Raw genomic sequence first — 17,746 nt, 5'->3', positions numbered from 1 at the left:
TCAGTCGGCGGCCGGCACCGGTTCGGGCAGACGCGCGGCCAGCCGGGCGGGGGTGGGGTGCGACATCAGCTCCACGACCTCCAGCTCGACGCCGAGCGCCGCCTCGACGCCGTGCACCAGCCGCATCGCGGTCAACGAGTCCCCGCCCAGGTCGAAGAAGTCGTCGTCGACCCCCGCCGGCACCCCCAGCACCTCGCTGAACAGCTCGCACAGCCGGGCCGGCAGCCCGTCGACCGGCGCGGCGGCCACCGGGTCGGCCGTGGGCACCGGTGGCGCGGGCAGGGCCGCCCGGTCGAGCTTGCCGGTCGGCCCGAGCGGCAGCGCGTCGAGCGCGACGAACGCCGCCGGCACCTGGTGCGCCGGCAGGCTCGCGGCCAGCTCGTCGCGCAACCGGACCGGATCGAACGGGTCGGTCGGCGTCGGCACCACGTACCCGACGATCCGGCGGATGCCCGGCACGTCCTCGCGGACCGCCGTCGCCGCCGCCAGCACCCCGGCGCAGCGGGCCAACGCCGCGTCGATCTCGCCCAGTTCGACGCGGAAGCCCCGCACCTTGACCTGCTGGTCGTCGCGCCCGTGGAAGACCACCTGGCCGGCCGGGTCCCAGGCCGCCCGGTCCCCGGTGCGGTACATCCGCTCCCCGGGCCCGCCGAACGGGTCGGCCAGGAACCGCTCGGCGGTCAGCCCGGGGCGGTCCAGGTAGCCCCGGGCCAGGCCGACGCCGGTCAGGTAGAGGTCGCCCACCACCCCCGGGGGCACCGGTCGCAGGAAGCCGTCCAGCACGTGCACCCGGGTGTTCCAGATGGGCCGCCCGATCGGCACGTACGCCGGCCGGCTGCCCGCCGGCACCGGCCAGTGGGTGACGTCCACGGACGCCTCGGTGGGCCCGTACAGGTTGTGCAGCTCCGCGCCGCAGGTGGTGTGGAACCGGTGGGCCAGTTCCGGGTCCAGCGCCTCGCCGCTGCAGATCACCCGGCGCAGGCCGGCGCAGTGCGCGGCGACCGGCTCGGCCAGGAAGGCGGCGAGCACCGACGGTACGAAGTGGGCGGTGGTGACCCGCTGCCGGTCGATCAGCCGGGCCAGCCGGGTCGGGTCCCGCTGGTCGTCCGCGTCGGCGACGACGACCGCCGCGCCGGTGGACAGCGGCCAGAACATCTCCCACACCGACACGTCGAAGCTGAGGCTCGTCTTGTGCAGGACCCGGTCGGCGGCGGTCAGCCGGTACCGGTCCTGCATCCAGTCCAGCCGGTTGACGATGCCGGCGTGCGGCACGACGACGCCCTTGGGCCGGCCGGTCGAGCCGGAGGTGTAGATGACGTAGGCGGGGTGGGCGACGCGCAGCGGCGTGGACCGGTCCCGGTCGGTGGGGGCGGTCGCCGGTTGCCGGGCGAGCAGTTCCCCCACGGCCGGGGCGTCGACGTCGAGGCAGCGGTCGGCGGGGCAGCCCGCGGCGACCAGCCGTCCGAGAGTGTCCCCGGTCGTCAGCACGCAGTCGGCCCCGCTGTCGCTGACCATCAGGGCCCGCCGCGCGGCCGGGTACTCCGGGTCCACCGGCAGGTACGCGGCACCCGCCTTGACCGTGGCGAGGATCGCCACCAGGCTGGCCGTGGAGCGGGGCAGCGCGACGGCCACCACCCGCTCCGGGCCGACGCCGCGCCCGATCAGCAGGTGGGCCAGCCGGTTGGCGGCGGCGTCCAGGTCGGCGTAGCTCAGCTCCTCGTCGCCGTCGTGCACGGCGACCGCGTCCGGGGTGCGTCGCACCTGCGCCTCGAACCGGCCGACCAGGGTGCCCGCGTCGGTCCGGGCCGGCGCGACGGTCGTGTCGTTGGCCTCGGCGAGCAGCCGCCGGTCCGCCCCGGTGAGCGGGGACAGCCGGGCCACCGGGATGCCCGGGTCGGCGACGACCGCCCCCAGCAGCGCCCGCAACCGTTCCAGCACCGCGTCGGCGGTCGCCGGGGAGACCAGGTCCGGCTGGTGGCTGAGGCGGACCCGCATCCGGACCCCGGGGAGCACCACCACGGCGAGCGGGTAGTGGGTGGCGTCGCGGCCCTGCACGTCGGTGATCCGGGCCTCGCCCAGGGCCGGGGCGCCGTCCAGCGCGACCGGGTAGTTCTCGAAGACGTACAGGGTGTCGAAGAGGGTGCCGGGGGTGCCGGCGAGCCGCTGCACCGCGCCCAGCCCCAGGTACTGGTGCGGCACCAGCGCGGACTGCTCGCCGTGCAGCCGGGTCAGCAGGTCGCCGAACGCCTCCCCGGGGGTGGTCCGCACCCGTACCGGCAGCGTGTTGAGGAACAGCCCGACCATCGTCGCGACGCCGGACAGCTCCGGCGGGCGGCCCGCCACCGGCATCCCGAACACGACGTCGTCGCGCCCGGTCAGGTAACCGAGCAGCACCCCCCAGGCGGCCTGGAGCACGGTGTTCACCGTGACGCCCCGCTCCCGGGCCAGGGCGGTCAGCGCCGCCGTCAGCCCCTCGTCCAGCTCGACGTCGAGGTCACGGGGCAGCGCCGTCGGGTGGGCGGCGCCCGGCCCGGTCAGCAGGGTCGGTTCGGCCAGCCCGGCCAGCGCCGTCCGCCACGCCGCCTCGGCTGCCGGCCGGTCCTGCCGGGCCACCCAGTCCAGATAGGTGCGGAACGGCACCGGGGGCGGCGGGGCGGCGGCCCCCCGGTGGTGCTCGTAGAGCGCGATCAGGTCGCGGACGACCAACGACAGCGACCAGCCGTCGAGCAGGATGTGGTGATGGGTGAAGTCGAGGCGGTACCGCTCGGCACCCAGGCGGACCAGGCTGAACCGCAGCAGCGGCGGCCGGGCCGGGTCGAACCGTCGACGCCGTTCTGTGTCGGCGATGCGGGCGGCCTCGGCCTGCGCCTGCGGGGCGGGCAGCGCCGACAGGTCGACCTCCTGCCAGGGCAGCTCGACGCCGTCGCCGATCACCTGCACCGGGGGGCCGGTGAGCCGCTGCCGGAACGCCGCGCCCAGGTGCGGGTGCCGGGTCAGCAGGTCCCGGGCGGCCCGACGCAGGGCCGCCGGGTCCAGCCGGCCGGTCAGCTCCAGGGTCAGCTGGGCGGTGTAGACGTCCGCGCCGGTCCCGGCGTACGTGGCGTGGTAGAGGATGCCCTCCTGCAACGGGGCCAGCGGCAGCAGGTCGGTCAGCCGGGGGTGCTCGGCCCCGATCGTGTCCAGCTCCCCCTGCCCGATGGTGACCAGCGGGAAGTCGGAGGGAATCCGGCCCGCCGCCGGGGTCGCGGTGCTGTCCGCCAGCACCCGCAGCGCCCGCAGCCACCGGTCGGCCAGCTCGCGGACCCGGGCCTCGGGCACGGCGTCACCGGCCCAGGTCCAGGTGGCGCGCAGCTGCGGACCGTCGGCGAGGTCCACGGTGACGGCGTTCAGCGACACCGCGTGCGGCAGCGGCATGTCCGCGTCGACGTCACCGCCGAGGGCGTCCTGCGGTACGGGGGTCCAGTCCGCCTCGGACGTGCCGCCGCCGAGCCGGCCCAGGTAGTTGAAGCCGAGCTGCGGGCGGCCCAGGCCGGCGAGTTCGGGGCCGGTGGCGAGGTTCAGGTAGCGCAGCAGCCCGTACCCGATGCCGTGGTCGGGCACCGCGCGGAGCTGCTCCTTGACCCGCCGCACGACGGTGCCGACGGCGGGCCCGGCGGCCCACACCTGCGCCCAGTCCACCGCCCCCGGGTCCAGCCGCACCGGGTACAGGCTGGTGAACCAGCCGACGGTACGGGCGACGTCGACGTGGTCGGCCAGCGGCTCCCGGCCGTGGCTCTCGACGTCGACCAGCAGCCCGCCCGGCCGGCCCGACGCGACCGCGACGGTCAGCGCGGCCAGCAGCACCTCGTCCACCCCGGCGTGCAGCGCGTCCGGCACCCGGCGCAGCAGCGCCGCCGACAGCTCCACCGGGACGGTCTGCGCCAGCGAGCGGGCGGTCCGGGCGGTGTCCCGGGCCGGGTCCAGGGCGCGGGTACCGACCGGCGGTGAGGGCGCGGCCAGCATCCCGCGCCACAGGTCCAGTTCGGCGCTGCGGGCCGGTCGGGTCGCCTCCTCCCCCAGCAGCGCCGACCAGCGCCGGTACGAGGTGGTGACCGGGGCCAGCTCGGGCCGTCCACCGGCGGACACGGCCGCCCACGCGGCGGCCAGGTCGGGCAGCAGGATCCGCCAGGACGTCGCGTCGACGGCGAGGTGGTGGGCGGCCAGCAGCAGCCGGCCCCGGTGCCGGGGCCCGGCGTCGAACCAGACGGCCTGGAGCATCATCCGCGCGCCCGGCGCGAGCCGGGCCTGGGCCGCCGCCGCGTGGTCGGCGACGATCCGGCGACGGTCCGGCTCCGGCGTGTCCGGGTCGACGGGTACCCGGGTCAGCACCGACGCGGCCGGTACGCTGCCCGGCGTCGCCACGTCCAGCCGCCACGGGCCGTCGGGGCAGGACGGCCGGTCCAGCCGCATCCGCAGCGTGTCGTGCCGGTCGAGCACCGCCTGGAGGGCGGCGCGGAGATCCGGTTCGGTGAGGTCGGCGGGGACCCGGACCACCATGGACTGGTAGTAGCCGTCGACCGGTCCACCGGCCGCCCGCAGCCACTCCATGATCGGCGTCGGCTCGAACTCGCCCACCCCGTCGTCGACACGGCTGACGGCGGCGTCCCGGCTGCGGTCGGCGGCCTGGTCGGCGACGGCGGCGAGCCGGGCGACGGTCGGGTGCGCGACGACGTCCCGGGGCCGGATGGCCAGCCCCTCGCTCTGCGCCCGGCTGACCAGCTGGATCGACGAGATGCTGTCGCCGCCGAGGCCGAAGAAGCTGTCCGTGACGCCGACCGTGGGCACCCCCAGCACCTCGGCGAACAGGTCGCACAGCAGCTTCTCGGTGGCGGTGCCCGGCTGGTCGGCGACGGTCGTCGGCTCCTGGTCGGGTGCGGGCAGGGCCACCCGGTCGACCTTGCCGTTGCGGTTCAGCGGCAGGGCGGCCAGCGGCACCAGGACGTTCGGCACCATGTACTCGGGCAGGTGTCCGGCGACGAAGGCGCGGACCGTGGCCGGGTCGGGGGCGGGGCCGTCCGGCGGGCCCACCAGGTAGCCGACGAGCTGCCGCCCACCCGCGCCCACCTCCCGGACGACCACCGCCGCCTGGGCGACCGTGTCGTGCCGGGTCAGCACCGCCTCCACCTCGCCCGGTTCGATCCGGTGGCCGCGCACCTTCACCTGGTCGTCCACCCGGCCGACGAACTCCAGCTCGCCGTCGGGATGCCAACGCACCAGGTCACCGGTGCGGTACATCCGCTCCCCCGGCCCCGCGTACGGGTCGGCCAGGAACCGGGTCGCGGTCAGCCCCGGCCGGCGCAGGTAGCCCCGGGCCAGGGCCCGGCCGGAGACGTACAGCTCACCGGCCACCCCGGCGGGGACCAGCCGCAGGGCGTCGTCGAGGACGTACACCTGGCAGTTGCGGACCGGGCGGCCGATGGGCACGGCGGCCCCGGACCCGGCCCGGTCGGCCCGCAGGTCGGCGCTCATGGTGGCGCAGACCGTCGTCTCCGTCGGGCCGTACGCGTTGACCATGCGGCGGCCCTCCGCCCAGCGGGTGACCAGTTCGGCGGGGCACGCCTCGCCGGCGAGCACCAGGGAGCGCAGGGTGGGCAGCGGTTGGGCGGCCAGCGGGGTGAGCACCGCCGGTGGCAGCGTCGCGTGGGTGATCCCGTGGGCCCGGACGAAGTCGGCGAGCAGGTCGCCGACGAGCAGCCGTTCGGTCGGCACGACCAGGGCCGCGCCCGAGGTCAACGCCATGCACAGTTCCCAGAACGAGGCGTCGAAGCTGGGTGAGGCGAACTGGAGGACGCGGGCCCGACCGTCCACGCCGAGCCGGTCGGCCTGGGTGGCGGCGAGGCTGCTGACGCCCTGGTGGGTGACGACGACGCCCTTCGGCCGCCCGGTGGACCCGGAGGTGAAGATCACGTACGCGGGGTGGGTCGGCAGCAGCGGGGTGCGGCGGTCCCGGTCGGTGGGGTCGTGGTCCGGGTGGCCGGACAGCTCGGCGAGCAGCGCCGGGTCGTCGAGGTCGATCCGGGGCAGGTCGGCGGCCTCGGCGGCGGCGCGGGCCGTCGGCGCGGCCTCCGCCCCGGCGAACACCACGCCGGCCGGCTCGGCGTCGGCCAGCATCTGCGCGACGCGCGGGCCCGGGTACTCCGGGTCGACCGGCAGGTATCCGGCGCCCGCCTTGGTCACCGCGAGGATCGCGGTGACCAGGTCCATCCCGCGCGGCAGGACCAGCGCGACGAGCTGCTCCGGGCCGATCCCCCGGGCGATCAGCGCGCGGGCGAGCCGGTTCGCCCGCGCGTTCAGCCCGCCGTACGTCAGCCGGTCCGCCCCGCAGCGGACGGCGACCGCGTCGGGCGTCCGGGCCGCCCACGCCTCGACCAGGGCCGGCAGGGTCGCCACCGGCACCGGGTCGGGGTTGCGGCCCTGCGTCGACAGCCGGAGCCGCTCGGGTACGTCGAGCAGGTCGAGCCGGCCGGTACGCGTCCCGAGCAGGGTGGGCAGTTCGGTCAGCAGCCGGGTAAACCGGCGCAGCAGCCCCCGGGCGAACCCCACCGGGAACAGGTCGGGCCGGTACGACAGCCGCATCCGCAGCCGGGTGCCGGCCGCCGCGTTGAGGCTCAGCGGGTAGTGGGCGGCGTCGGCGGCGCCCGCCTCCACCCGCAGCGGCCCGCAGCGCAGCTCACCGGACTCGGGGAAGTTCTCGAACGCCACGCAGGTGTCGAACAGCTCGCCGGTCCCGGCCACCTTCTGGATGTCGGCCAGGCCCAGGTGGTGGTGCTCGATGAGCTGCGCCTGCTCGTGCTGGAGGCGGGTCAGCAGCGCCGACAGGGGTTCGTCGCGGCGCAGCCGGACCCGTACCGGCACCACGTTCATCAGCAGCCCGACCATGTTCTCGGACCCGGGCAGCTCGGGTGGCCGGCCGGAGACCGCCGCGCCGAACGTCACGTCGTCGCGTCCGGTGAGCTGGCCGATCAGCAGCGCCCACGCGCCCTGCACGAGGGTGTTGACGGTGAGGTCGTGCCGCCGGGCGAACGCCACCAGGTCCGCCGTGGCCGCCGGGTCGAGTTCGGCCGGCAGGTCGCCGGGCCAGACCGGGACGCGGGTCGGGTCGGCCGGGGCGACGAGGGTGGGCCCGGCCAGGTCCGCCAGCGCCGACCGCCAGGCCGCCTCCGCGCCCGGCCGGTCCCGCCCGGCCAGCCAGCCCAGGAAGTCCCGGTACGACGGGGCCGGTGGCAGCACGTCGCCCTGCGCGTAGAGGGCGCACAGGTCACGGATCAGCAGGGCGGTGGACCAGCCGTCGAGCAGGATGTGGTGGTAGGTGACGACCAGCCGGTGCCGGTGGCCGTCGACGCGGATCAGCCGGAACCCGATCAGCGGGGCCCGACGCAGGTCGAACCGTCGTCCCTGGTCGGCCTCGGTGTGCCGGGCGAGGGCGGCGTCCGGGTCCTCCCCCGGCGCGACCGCCGCCTCCGTCCAGGACAGTTCCGGCCGGCGGACGATCACCTGCACGGGTGGGCCGGAGCGGCGTTCCCGGAAACTCGCCCGCAGGTTGGGGTAGCGGCGCAGCAGCGCCTCCGTCGCCGCCCGCAGCGCGGCGGCGTCCAGTGGACCGTGCAGGTCCAGGATCAGCTGCGCGGTCTGCACCTCCGGCCCGCTGCTCTGGTGCCAGGAGTGGAACATCATGCCGGCCTGTAGGGGTGCCAGCGGCAGAATGTCCTCGATGCTCGACGTGGTCATGACACCGCTCCCTGTTCCGCCGCCAGTTCCTGCTCAAGGTCGTCGATCTCGTCCTGGCTCAGCGTGACCAGCGTCAGGTCCGACGGCGTGGGACCGCCGGCGGCGGGGGCCGTCGCGCCGGCCACCACGGCCTCCAGGGCGGCGTGCCAGTCGTCCGCGAGGTCGGCCACGTCGGTCTCGGTCAGCAGCTCCGCCGGCCACGACCAGGTGGTCCGCAGGTGCGGGCCGGCCGGGCCGTCGACGGTGACGGCGGCGACCTCCAGCACGTGCGGTACGGGGTGCCGGGGGTCGGCCCCGCCCCGCAGCACCGCGCCCTCCTCGGCCGGCCCCCAGTCGTCCGGTGCGGCGGCGGGGAACCGGCCCAGGTAGTTGAAGGCCACCTGGGGGGCCGGCATCCCGGCCAGCACCGGGCGGGTGCGGGGGTCGAGGTAGCGCAGTACGCCGTACCCGCCGGCGGGTGGCAGGGCGCGGAGCTGCTCCTTGATCCGTTTCACCGTGGCGCTGACCGCCGGGCCACCGGAACGGGCCTGCGCCCCGTCGACCGGGCCCGGGTCGAGCCGGACGGGGTGGATGCGGGTGAACCAGCCGACGGTGCGGGACAGGTCGGCGTCCGCCACCAGGCCGTCCCGGCCGTGCCCCTCCAGGTTGACCAGCACCCCGTCGGTGCCGCCCCGGCCCCGCCGGGCCAGCCACGGCGGCAGCGCCAGGGCCAGCGCGGTCAGCAGGATCTCGTCCACCCCGGTGCGGTACGCGGCCGGGGCGGTGGTGAGCACGGCGGAGGTGCAGTCCGTCGAGGCGCTCCGGGACAGGCTGCGCAGCCGGCCGAAGACGTCGACCCGGGGGTCGAGGGGTCGGTCGCCGAGCGGCGTCGCCGGCCGGTCCAGCAGCCGCGTCCAGCCGGCCAGTTCGTCCTCGCGGACCGGCCCGTCGGTCAGCGCCGCGACCTGCCGCGCCCAGCCGCGCAGCGACGTGCCCGCCGGCTCCAACGTCGGCGGTCTCCCGTCGCCGAGCGCGGCGCAGGCGGCCCGGAGGTCGGCGAGCAGGATGCGCCACGACACCCCGTCGACGGCGAAGTGGTGGACGACCAGCAGCAGCCGGTTGCCGGTCTCCGGGCCGGCCGGGAACCAGACGGCCTGCACGAGCACCCCGTCGGCGGGGCGCAGCCGGTCCCGGGCGGTCTGTGCCTGGTCAGCGAGGATCGTCGCGCGTCCGGCCGGGGTGGCGTCGGTCAGGTCGACGGTGTGCAGGCAGTCCTCGGCGCGTACCGCCCCGGCGGGCGGGATGTCCAGCTCCCACGGCCCGTCCCCGACGCGGGCCCGCATCCGCAGCGCGGGGTGGTGGTCGAGCAGCGCCTGCAACGCCTGCCGCACCTGGTCGACGGTCGTCCCGGCGGGCACCCGGACCAGCATCGACTGGCTGAACGCGTCCAGTGGGCCGCCCAGTTCCTCCCGGGCCCAGGCCAGGATCGGCGTCACCGGCACCACGCCGGTCGCGTCGTCCGGGCGTTCGACGGTCCGCTCGTCCACGGTGGTCGCCACGGCGGCCAGGGCGCGGACGGTGCGCTGCTGGTAGACGTCCTTCGGCTTGAGGTGCAGGCCGGCGCGGCGGGCCCGGCTGACCAGCTGGATGGACATGATGCTGTCGCCGCCGAGGCCGAAGAAGCTGCCGTCGATGCCGACCTCGGGCACGCCGAGCAGTTCGGCGAAGAGGTCGCAGAGGATGCGTTCGGCCGGGGTCCGGGCGGCCGGGCCGGTGACCGCGCCGTCGAGGTCGGGTTCCGGCAGCGCCGCCCGGTCGACCTTCCCGGTGGGTGTCAGCGGCAGCGCGTCGAGCACCATGAGCCGGGCCGGCAGCAGGTACTCGGGAAGCTGGTGGCGCAGCCACTCGCGTACCTCGGCGGCGGTGAGGGTGGCGGTGCCGGCCGGCGTGACGTAGCCGACCAGGGTGACCCGTCCGGGCCCGTCGGTGCGGGCGGTCACCACGGCCGCGCCGACCGCCGGGTGCCGGGCGAGGGTGCCCTCGATCTCGCCGGGCTCGACCCGGAAGCCCCGGATGTTGACCATGTTGTCGACCCGGCCGGCGTACTCCAGGTCGCCGTCGGGGCGCAGCCGCACCCGGTCACCGGTGCGGTACAGCCGACCGCCGGGCCGGCTGCCGTACGGGTCGGCGACGAACCGCTCGGCGGTCAGCGCCGGCCGGCCGGCGTACCCCCGGGCCAGCCGCGCACCGCCGACGTACAGTTCGCCGACCGCGCCGATCGGGACGGGGACCAGCATCGGGTCGAGGACGTGGGCGGTCAGCCCGGCCACCTCGCGGCCGATCCGGCTCAGACCGTCCCCGACGTCGTCCGGCCCGAGGGTACGGGCGGTGACGTGCACGGTGGTCTCGGTGATCCCGTACATGTTCACCAGGTGGGGACGGTCCCAGCCGTGCCGCGCGGCCCAGCGGCGCACCGACGCGTGTTCCAGCGCCTCGCCGCCGAAGATCACCCAGCGCAGCGCGTGCGGCCGGTCCGACCGGGAGTCCACCTCCTCGAACTGGGCGAAGGAGGAGGGGGTCTGGTTGAGCACGGTCACCCCGGCCCCGGTCACCAGCCGGTGGAAGTCCTCCGGGTTGCGGGAGACCCAGTAGGGCACCACGACCAGCCGGCCGCCGGTGCTCAACGCGCCCCAGATCTCCCAGACGGAGAAGTCGAACGACATGCTGTGGAACATCGACCAGACGTCGTCGGGGCCGGCGCGCAGGAAGTCCCGCCCCCAGTGCAGCAGCCGGGTGACCGCAGAGTGCGGGACGGTGACGCCCTTGGGCCGGCCGGTCGAGCCCGACGTGTAGATCACATACGCCGCACTGTCCCCCGTCACCGCCTCCCCGTCCACCACCTCCCCGACCACCCCCGGGCCGGGCACCTCCGGACCGTCCGGGCCGATCTCCACCACCCGCCACCGGCCCGACGGCAACCGCCCCGCCACCCCCGGACCACCCAACACCACCGACACACCCGAATCCACCAACATCAACGACAACCGCTCCACCGGATAATCAACATCCAACGGCACATACGCCGCACCCACCTTCAACACCCCCAAACACCACACCACCGCATCCACCGACCGCCCCACACACACCCCCACCAACCCACCACCACCCACACCCAACCCCCGCAACAACCCCGCCACCCGATCCGACAACACCCCCAACTCCCCATACGTCAACACCACCTCCCCACACACCACCGCCACCGCACCCGGCGAACCCACCACCCACCGCCCCACCAACTCATGCACCAGCTCCCCGGCACCCGGGTCCGCCCCGACCGGGTCAGACGCCGCCGGGTCCGCCCACGCCACCAGGTCCGACGGCGACGGGCCCGTCGCCGTCAGGTCCACGGCCGACGGGGCCGGGGTGGTCGACGGCGCGGCGACCGTCAGCGGTTCGCGCAGGTAGTGGCGGTCCGGGGTGGTCACCATGTCCCAGAGGGCGGCCACGAACCAGTCGCGCAGCAGCCGGACCTGCTCGGCCCGGACCGCGTCGGTGTGGAAGTCCATCGCCAGCAGCACCCGGTCGGAGACCGGGTCCCGGACGACCCCGATGTTGAGCGGGAAGTTCGTCGGCTCGGCGCGGACGGTGGAGAAGCTGCCGATCTTGCCGTCGAGGATCTCGGTGCCCCGGTCGGACAGCATCTCGGCCATCACGTGGAAGTGGTTGTAGACGAAGTTGACGTTGACCGGCTGGTCCATGCCGAGCCGGCGTTGCATCTCGGCCATCGGGAAGCGGCGGTGCGGCAACATGTCCCGCTCGGCCGCGAAGACCTCGGCGATCAGGTCGGTCCACCGGCCGTCCGGCAGCACCAGCCGGAACGGCAGCGTGTTGAGGAACAGCCCACGGACGTCGTCGCCGCCGCGCTCCTCGGGGCGGCCGTTGGCGGTCACCCCGACCAGGACGTCCGTCGTGCCGGTGGCGTAGCCGACCGTCCGCAGGCAGGCCGCGACGAAGAGGGTCTTCAGCGAGGCGCCGCACCGGGTGGCCAGCTCCCGCAGCGCCGTGCACAGTTCCGGGCTGAGCACCGTCTCCACCGAGCCGTACCGTTGGCGGGCGTCGGTGGCGTACCACCACTCGCCCGTGAAGCGGGCCTCGACGGGCAGCTCCGGCACCGGCCCGTCGGGCCAGCGCAGCAGCCGGGTGTCCGGCGGGTCGGCCAGCCGGTCACGCCAGAACTGCTCGGTCTCCGCCGACGTCAGCGCGGCGCGTTCCAGCTCGACGAAGTCGCGGTACTGCGCGGCCAACGGCGGGTCGGTCGGCTCCACGCCGTCGCGCAGGCCCTGGTAGACCCGCATGATCTCGCTGAGGGTGGAGTGCAGGCTCCAGCCGTCGAACACGGCGTGGTGCTCGGTCAGCGTCCACTGGAACACCTCGTCGGAGCGGCGGTGCACGTGCATCCGCAGCAGCGGCGGGCGGTCGTGGTCGAACGGGCTGACCCGCTGGTGTTCCAGGTAGGACCGGACGATCTCGTCCTGCGCCGCCTCGTCGAGGTCACGCAGGTCGTCGACGCCGACCGGCAGCACCGCCTCGGCGTGCACGAGTTGCAGCGGCTCGCTGTGGTCGGTCAACGACAGCGCCGTCCGCAGGATCGGGTGCCGGCGTACGACGTGGGCGACCGCCCGGGTGAAGGCGTCCGCCTCGAACGGTGCCCGCACCTTCATGCTGTCGACGTTGTGGTACGGCAGCCGCTCCAGGTCACGGGTCATCTCGTAGACCATGCCCACCTGCAACGCCGTCATCGGGTACGCGTCGACGAGACCGTCCGGCAGGTGCGCCCGGTCGGCGGCGGCGACCAGCTCGAACGGTCGACGTACCGGGGCGTCGGGCAGGTCGACGACCGTGCAGACGGTGGCGAGTTCGGCGACCGTCGGCCGGTGGAACAGCTCCTGCAACGCGAAGGAGATGCCGCTGGCGCGGGCCGCGCCGAGCACCCGGATGCTGCGGATCGAGTCGCCGCCCAGGTGGAAGAAGTTGTCGTGCCGGCCCACCTGGACCGGGCCGAGCGCCTCGACCCAGATCTCGGCGAGCCGCCGCTCGACCGGCCCCTGCGGCGCCACGTAGTCACCGCTGCCGGCGGGGCGGGCCTCGTCCGGGTCGGGCAGCCGCCGGTGGTCGGTCTTGCCGCTCGGCGTCAGCGGGATCGCCGCCAGCTCCACGAACCGCGCCGGCACCATGTAGTCCGGCAGCCGGTCCGCCAGCCACTGCCGCAGGTCCGCGACCGGCACCGCCGCCCCGGCCTCCCCCGACACGTACGCGATGAGCTGCGGGGCCCCGGCGTCGTCGGGGCGGATGGTGACCGCCGCGCCGGTGACGCCGGGGAACTGGTGGGCGGTCGCCTCGATCTCGGTCAGCTCCACCCGGAAGCCGCGGATCTTGACCTGGCTGTCGGCGCGGCCCGCGTACTCCAGGGTCCCGTCCGGACGCCACCGGGCCAGGTCGCCGCTGCGGTAGAGGCGGGCGCCCGGCTCGGCGCCGACCGGGTCCGCCACGAAGCGTCCCGCGGTCAGGCCGGGTTGGCCGAGGTAGCCCCGGGCCACCCCCGGACCGCCGACGTACATCTCCCCGGTGACGCCGACCGGGCAGGGCCGCAGGTACCGGTCCAGGACGTGGATCGCCAGGTCCGCCAGCGGCCGGCCGATCTGGGTGAGCGCCCGGTCCAGGTCGTCCGGCACGATCTCGCGGTAGGTGTCGTGCACGGTGGTCTCGGTGATCCCGTACATGTTGACCAGCCGGGGGCGGTCCGCGCCGTGCCGTTGCGTCCACCGGCGCACCGAGCCGCGTTCCAGCGCCTCACCGGCGAAGATGACGTAGCGCAGCCGCAGCGGGTCGCGCAGGCGCGCGTCAACGGCCTCGAACTGGACGAACGCCGACGGCGTCTGGCTGAACACGGTCACCTGCGCGTCCCGGACCAGCGCGTACAGGTCGTCGGGGCTGCGGGAGACCCAGTAGGGCACCACGACCAGCCGGCCCCCGGTGCTCAACGCGCCCCAGATCTCCCAGACGCTGACGTCGAACGACATGCTGTGGAACATCGACCAGACGTCGTCCGGGCCGAAGCGGAAGTCCCGGGCCGCCGAGGCGAACAACCGGGCGGCGTTGCGGTGGGTCACCGTGACGCCCTTGGGCCGGCCGGTCGAGCCCGACGTGTAGATCACGTACGCCGCACTGTCCCCCGTCACCACCGACGACGCCGACGCCCCGTCCACCGGGGCCGGCTCCCCCACCGCCGACCCCTCGGCGTCCACCTCCACCACCCGCCACCCACCCGACGGCAACCGCCCCGCCACCCCGGACCACCCAACACCACCGGCACACCCGAATCCACCAACATCAACGACAACCGCTCCACCGGATAATCAACATCCAACGGCACATACGCCGCACCCACCTTCAACACCCCCAAACACCACACCACCGCATCCACCGACCGCCCCACACACACCCCCACCAACCCACCACCACCCACACCCAACCCCCGCAACAACCCCGCCACCCGATCCGACAACACCCCCAACTCCCCATACGTCAACACCACCTCCCCACACACCACCGCCACCGCACCCGGCGAACCCACCACCCACCGCCCCACCAACTCATGCACCAAATCCCCGGCGGGAAGGTCCACCGGCGACGGTGTGGTCCAGGACCGCACCAGCGCGCGTTCGGCGTCGTCCATCGCCGCGAGCTGCCCGATCGCCAGGTCGGGCCGGTCGAGCGCGCCGCCCAGCAGGCTCGACCAGTGCCGGAAGAAATGCTCGACCGTGGCGGGCAGGAACAGGTCCGTGCAGTACTCGATCTCGACGTCGTACCGGCCGGCGACGTCGTAGACGGTGAACGTGAGGTCCAGCTTCGCGGTGTCCGTCGGCACGAACTCGCGGCTCAGGAACGACCCGCCGACCGCACCCGGCCCGTTCTCGTGGAACGCGAACAGCACCTGCACGAGCGGGCCGTGGCTCGGCACCCGCTGCGGCACCAGCCGGTTGACCAGGTGGTCGAACGGCACGTCCAGGTGTTCCAGGGCGGCCAGCACCGACTCCTGGGTACGCGCCACGACGGTGCCGAACGACGGTTCGCCGCTCAGGTCGGTGCGGGACACCATCGTGCCGGCGAACAACCCGACCACGTCCAGGAACCGGCTGTCCCCCCGACCGGCGACCGGCGAACCGACTACCACGTCGGTCTGACCGGTCTGCCGGTGCAGGAAGACGGTGAAGGCCGCCAGCAGCACCACGTACGGCGTGACCCCGTGCCGTCCGGCCAGCTCCCGCACCCGGTCGCGGAGCTGCGGCGGCACGGTGAACCGCAGGGTCGCACCGCGGTAGCTGAAGTCCCGGGGCCGGTTGCGGTCCCGCCCGAGTTCGAGCAGCTCCGGCGCGCCCCGCAACTGCTCGACGCGGCTGTCGAGTTCCCGCTGCGCCTGCGGTCCGGCCAACCACCGCTGCTGCCGGAGGCAGTGCTCGACGTAGGCCGGCACAGCCGACCCGGCGGCGTCCTCCGGCCCGCCGCTGGCACCGGCCCCGACGGCATCCCACGGCCCGGCGGCGTCGGCGAGGCCGGCGGCGTCGCTCAGGCCGGCGGCGAGTTCGCGTTCGATGATCTCCAGGGAGAGACCGTCGACGGCGATGTGGTGGAAGGTCAGGTGGAGCAGCCGCACCTGGCCGTCGACCGCGAAGACGGCCGCCCGGACCAGGGGCCCGACGCGCAGGTCGAACGGGGCGCGGGACACCTCCCGGACCACCTCGGCGGTCCGCGCGTCGCGCTCGGCGGCGGGGTGGTCGGTGAGGTCGTGGACCGTCAGGGGAACCTCGCGGGTGGACACCAGCCGCTGCACGGGCTCGCCGTCGACCTCGTCGAAGGCCAGGAACAACGCGTCGTGCCGGGCCAGCAGGCGGCCGACGGTGGCGACGACCGCCGGCAGCGGCACGTCGACCCGCAACCACCACGAGACCGGGACGTGGTACGCGGCACTCGCCGGCGTCAGCCGGTCGAGGAACCACAGCCGCTGCTGCTCGCTGCTCAACGGCCAGCGCCGATTGTCCTCAGCCATACGAAACTCTCCTGACAGAAGGTGCACCTGCTGCGCCACGGCGAATCGGTGGTGCTATTACTCGGTACGAAGGGTGGCGTCATCGGCCCGGGCCATCGCGAGAGCGAGGCTTCTCGGCCGCATGTCCTGCCAGTTCTCCTCCACGTACCGGAGTGCCTCGTCCCGACCGCCCGGTCCCCATGCCACGGTCCAGCCCGCCGGCACCTCGGCGAATTCCGGCCACAGCGAGTGCTGCGACTCGGCATTCACCAGCACCAGAAACGTGCCGTCCGCATCGTCGAATGGATTCATGTCCGCCTCCGGTCCGCATCGATGGCCGCAGGAGTCCACAAAGCCTCCGGAAGCGGCGTGGAGAATCCTGCCCGGCGGTGCGGACGGCGGCCAGAAATTGCCACTTTCCTAAACTGACAGTTGGGGCCCCTCACCGGGGACACAGGGGCGGGCCGGACCGGCCGGGGTGCAATTCACCGACGGCGGAGGGGACGCGGGAACGGCGGCTACGCGGCTTCGGCCACCGGAATCAGCGACACGATCTGCAGGTCGCTCGCGCTCGGGTCGGTGAGGGTGACCACGTCGACCAGGGTCGTCCGGTGGTCGCTGGCCAGCCGGATGCCACGCCGTGACCGCAGGGTACGCCCGGACGCGGGGTGGGCGGCCCACAGGCAGCGGGCCTCGGGGTTGGTCTCCAGGCAGGCGTCGACGAGCGCGGCGATCCCGGCGTCCTGCGGGTGCAGCGCCTGGGCGATGCGCATCTGGGTGAGCAGCGGCGCCGCCCAGTCGGTGTCCCAGTTGACCAGCCGTCGACGGGCGTCCGCGTCGGTGAACAGCCAGCGCGGATAGCTGGGATCGGTGCGTAGCCAGGGATAGTATGACTCGCACACCTCGTTGTGCAGCACCACCCGCGCGTACCGGTCGAGCACGTAGGTCGCCCAGCGTTGCCCCTCGACGAACTGGCGCAGGGCGGTGCCGAGGACGGTCGGGGAGGTGCCGGCCGGCGCGGGTGAGGGCATCCGGCCGATCGCGAGCAGGTAGAGCAGTTCCCGCTCGTGCCGGTCGAGTCGCAGCGCCCCGGCGACGGCGTCGAGGAAGGCGTCCGAGTAGTTGGCGCGTACGCCGCGTTCGAGGTTGCTGTACCAGACGACGCTCACCCCGACGAGTTCCGCGATCTCCTCCTGGGTGACGTTGGACCGACGTCCCCGACGTCTTCGGGCGACCTGGTGGTCATCCGGCGGAAGCCGGTGCCGCCAGGCTTTGACGCAGGCGGCCAACTCGCTGTTCTGGTCCGCCGAGACCTGCCGGATGGCAACCATTTCTCCCTCGTTCTGGCGCAGCCGCCATGAATGTTTGTTTCCAGAACGGGGCCCGGCCGAATTGGGGCACCGGCCACCGTTCACACGGCTCTACGGCGAGCCGGAAGCGGGACGAACCGCTCGGCCACAGTTGCCCGGTACCGGGGCCGGCAGATCCTGGGCAGCATTCGACCAAATGGTCGACAGCCGCTCGTGACACCGCCGGCACAATCGTGTCCAGCGACCGCCACGAATGTGGATGCTACCGGCTCCGGACCCGGCCACCAATAGTCATGTTTCGATTACATCACTGTCTGGTCACTCAGCAGGAAACTCTCACGCGGCCCGCGCCGGCCCGCCGGGCACTTGTCCGTACTGCACCGCTTGGCCGCCTCCACACAGTGGCGCACGACTTGCCCGTGATAAGCGTGTTGGGTGGTTAGCGACCCATCCGTAATCCCGGGAGACCTCACCTCCGGTGGCCCACCGCCGGTCCACCGATAGCGACGGCGCGACCTCTCCGGTAGCCGCAACCGTCGAAATCCCCACCATTGGCGGCGACCCGGAGCGGGCATCCGTCCCGCCGTTCCGTGACCCGGAAATG

5 protein-coding genes are annotated in these 17,746 nt (G+C 74.3%); all 5 read right to left on the bottom strand.

What is annotated here, in order from left to right:
• The 5 genes from FJK98_RS05435 to FJK98_RS05415 all read right to left on the bottom strand — a co-directional run bounded on the left by FJK98_RS05435 (position 1) and on the right by FJK98_RS05415 (position 17,163).
• Positions 1 to 7,767: a non-ribosomal peptide synthetase gene (locus tag FJK98_RS05435; RefSeq protein WP_145918050.1), complete on the bottom strand. Its 7,767-nt coding sequence runs from the start codon at positions 7,765 to 7,767 to the stop codon at positions 1 to 3.
• Positions 7,764 to 14,093 carry a non-ribosomal peptide synthetase gene (locus tag FJK98_RS05430; protein ID WP_145918049.1) on the bottom strand — a complete coding sequence of 2,110 codons (6,330 nt, stop codon included), beginning with the start codon at positions 14,091 to 14,093 and terminating at the stop codon, positions 7,764 to 7,766. The genes FJK98_RS05435 and FJK98_RS05430 overlap by 4 nt, the downstream gene beginning before the upstream one ends.
• The gene (locus FJK98_RS05425; RefSeq protein ID WP_145918048.1) at positions 13,982 to 15,853 is read right to left on the bottom strand and encodes a condensation domain-containing protein; all 1,872 of its coding nucleotides are present in this window, start codon (positions 15,851 to 15,853) and stop codon (positions 13,982 to 13,984) included. Before FJK98_RS05425 ends, FJK98_RS05430 begins: the two co-directional genes overlap by 112 nt.
• A gap of 57 nt (positions 15,854 to 15,910) precedes the next feature.
• Positions 15,911 to 16,144: an MbtH family protein gene (locus FJK98_RS05420; RefSeq protein ID WP_145918047.1), complete on the bottom strand. Its 234-nt coding sequence runs from the start codon at positions 16,142 to 16,144 to the stop codon at positions 15,911 to 15,913.
• Positions 16,145 to 16,350: 206 nt separating this feature from the next.
• Positions 16,351 to 17,163 (bottom strand): helix-turn-helix domain-containing protein, encoded by an 813-nt coding sequence (locus FJK98_RS05415; RefSeq protein ID WP_145918046.1) that lies wholly within the window; start codon positions 17,161 to 17,163, stop codon positions 16,351 to 16,353.
• Between the last annotated feature and the right edge of the window lie 583 nt (positions 17,164 to 17,746).

Source organism: Micromonospora sp. HM134 (genome assembly GCF_007833915.1).
Lineage (GTDB): Bacteria > Actinomycetota > Actinomycetes > Mycobacteriales > Micromonosporaceae > Micromonospora > Micromonospora wenchangensis.
Note: the sequence above shows the minus strand (reverse complement) of the source record. Positions and strands in the feature narration are given on the sequence as shown.